This is a genomic window from Streptomyces sp. NPDC059828 (assembly GCF_042731955.1).
In the GTDB taxonomy this organism is placed as follows: domain Bacteria; phylum Actinomycetota; class Actinomycetes; order Streptomycetales; family Streptomycetaceae; genus Streptomyces.
On record NZ_JBHWIW010000102.1, the window covers coordinates 1 to 2,610 of the forward strand.

General features: G+C 64.8%; 2 protein-coding genes. Both read right to left on the reverse strand.

The annotated features are described in order from the left end of the window. On the reverse strand, positions 1 to 1,388 hold a 1,388-nt coding region (locus ACFV6V_RS31025; RefSeq protein WP_385571174.1), incomplete at its 3' end, for a right-handed parallel beta-helix repeat-containing protein. Positions 1,389 to 1,566: 178 nt separating this feature from the next. Next, positions 1,567 to 2,610: right-handed parallel beta-helix repeat-containing protein (locus ACFV6V_RS31030; protein WP_385571175.1), on the reverse strand; the 1,044-nt coding region annotated here is incomplete at its 5' end.

The following is a 2,610-nucleotide window of genomic DNA, read 5'->3' on the forward strand; positions in this document are numbered from 1 at the left end:
ACCTTGCCGTAGGTCTCGACCGTGCCGTTGTTCTGGACGCCGCCGGCAGCCGCATCCGAGATGTTGCCGGCCACCTTGGAGTCGGTCAGCCTCAGAACACCGATGCTCGCCTCCTCGCCCGTATTGAAGATGCCGCCGCCCTGGGCTCCGTTGCCGGGGGCCTGGTTGCGCACGACCTTCGAGCGGCGGATCGAGACCGCCTCCTCCTCGTCCAGCTCGATCCAGATGCCGGCGCCGATGGCGTCGGATCCGGTGAGGGCGTTGTCCGAAATCTCGGAATCCACGATCGACGCCGGCTCGCTGAGGGAGAGACCGGCACCGTCCTCCGCGGACGTGTTGCCCTTGACGACGCTGTCGCGCAGGTAGAGCACGCCGGAGTCGTGCTCGATGCCTCCGCCGTCCGTCGCGGCGAAGTTGTGGGCGATCGTGCTCTTCTCGATCTCCAGCACGGCGTCGTTGTGCACACCACCGCCGTCATCGGCGGTGTTGTGGCTGATCAGGCTGTTACGGATCCTCATGGAGCCGCCGTCGTCGTTGTAGACGGCGCCGAAACCGTCGTCCGGGTCGGCGATGTTGCCGGTGATCTCGGTGTCGATGATCTCCATCTTGCCTTCGTCGTTGTCGATGGCGGCGCCGTCCTCACCGGAGTTCCGGTGGAAGACGCTGTTGCGCACCGTGGCGATGCCTTCGCTCGACAGGCCACCGGCGTCGTCCTCCAAGAGGTCGTCGACGGTGTTGTCCGTGACCTTGACGTCGTTGAGCTCCAGCCGCCCTGCGGGGCTCACCCTGATGGCACCGCCCTCTTGATCCACGGCGGATTCACCGCGGGTGAGGGTCAGCTTGCGGAGCTTCAGGTCGCCACCGGGACCGACCTCGAAGAGACGGAACTGATCCGCGTTGGCGGCACGCGCGATCGTGGCCCCATGGCCGAAGATCGAAATCGGCTGAGTGATCCGCGGCAGACCATTGCCGTCCAGATTCGTCGTCAGCGTGTACGTGCAGTCCTTGGCCAGAACAAGATCCCCACCACGATTCTCGTTCAACTCGACCAGCGCCGCGACCAGGGCATTCGGGTCACACTCCACATACTCCTTGCCGTCATCCTCGTGATCGCCACCCCACTTCCTTCCACCCCCGTCCTCACCCCGACCCTCATGACCACCCTTGTCACCCTTGCCGTGGCCACCCTTGTCCCCCTTGCTCTCCTTGCCCTCGCCGCCCTTACCCCCCGCGACAGGCGACGGCGCGTGCGCCTCGGCCGCACCCGCCCCCGCGACCACCGCAACAGTCGAAGTACCGACCATCGTCGCGAAACCAGCCGCCGCGATCACAGCAGCCCTCCAATGGCGGCCCAGCACCGCCGACTTCACACAACGCACAGCAGACATCCGACACAGCTCGCTTTCTCACGGGACCGAGTGAGCCACATCGCAACATAATGAAAGCCAAAAATCGGATAATTAGCCCAGGTGTGGGAGTGTCGATGCTTGGTTCGGCTGGGGCACGGGCTCGCCCCCGGCTGGATGCCGGGGGCGAGCTCGACTCAGGGTTCGGTGCGGTGCTGGATCAGCCGAAGCAGTTCGGGACGGGGTTGAGGCTTCCGTCGCAGTTGGTCGGCACGTTGTCGATGATCCTGACCTTGCCGTAGGTCTCGACCGTGCCGTTGTTCTGGACGCCGCCGGCAGCCGCATCCGAGATGTTGCCGGCCACCTTGGAGTCGGTCAGCCTCAGGATGCCGGAACTGTCGACGAAGATGCCACCACCCACTGCTGCGTTCCCGGGAGCCTGGTTGTTGATGATCTTCGAATCGCGGATCGAGACCTCTTCGTCCACAAAGACACCGCCACCGGTGGCCTCGGTACCGGTGACCGCGTTGTCCACGACCTTGGTGCCCACGATCGTCGCGGGCTCAGGAACATCGACACCGCCTCCGTTCTCCACGGCGGTGTTGCCCTTGATGAGGCTGTCGCGCAAGTAGAGCGGGCCGGAGTCGCTCTCGATACCGCCACCCTCCTCTGCCGCGAAGTTGTGGGCGAAGGTGCTTTCCTCGACCTCCAGCACGCCGTCGTTGTGCACACCACCGCCGTCATTGGCGGTGTTGTGGCTGACCGTGCTCCTGCGAATCTTCATGCTGTTGTCGTTGTAGAGGGCGGCGAAACCGTCGTCCGGGTCGGCGATGTTGCCGGTGATCTCGGAGTCACTGATCTCGATCTTGCCGTTGTTGTAGATGCCGGCGCCGTCCTCACCGGAGTTCCGGTGGAAGACGCTGTTGCGCACCGTGGCGATGCCGTCGTTCAGGAGGCCACCGGCTACGTCCTGCAGGACGTCGTCGACGGTGTTGTCCGTGACCTTGACGTCGTTGAGCTCCAGCCGCCCTGCGGGGCTCACCCTGATGGCACCGCCCTCTTGATCCACGGCGGTCTCACCGCGGGTGAGGGTCAGCTTGCGGAGCTTCAGGTCACCACCGGGACCGACCTCGAAGAGACGGAACTGATCCGCGTTGGCGGCACGCGCGATCGTGGCCCCATGGCCGAAGATCGAAATCGGCTGAGTGATCCGCGGCAGACCATTGCCGTCCAGATTCGTCGTCAGCGTGTACGTGCAGTCCTT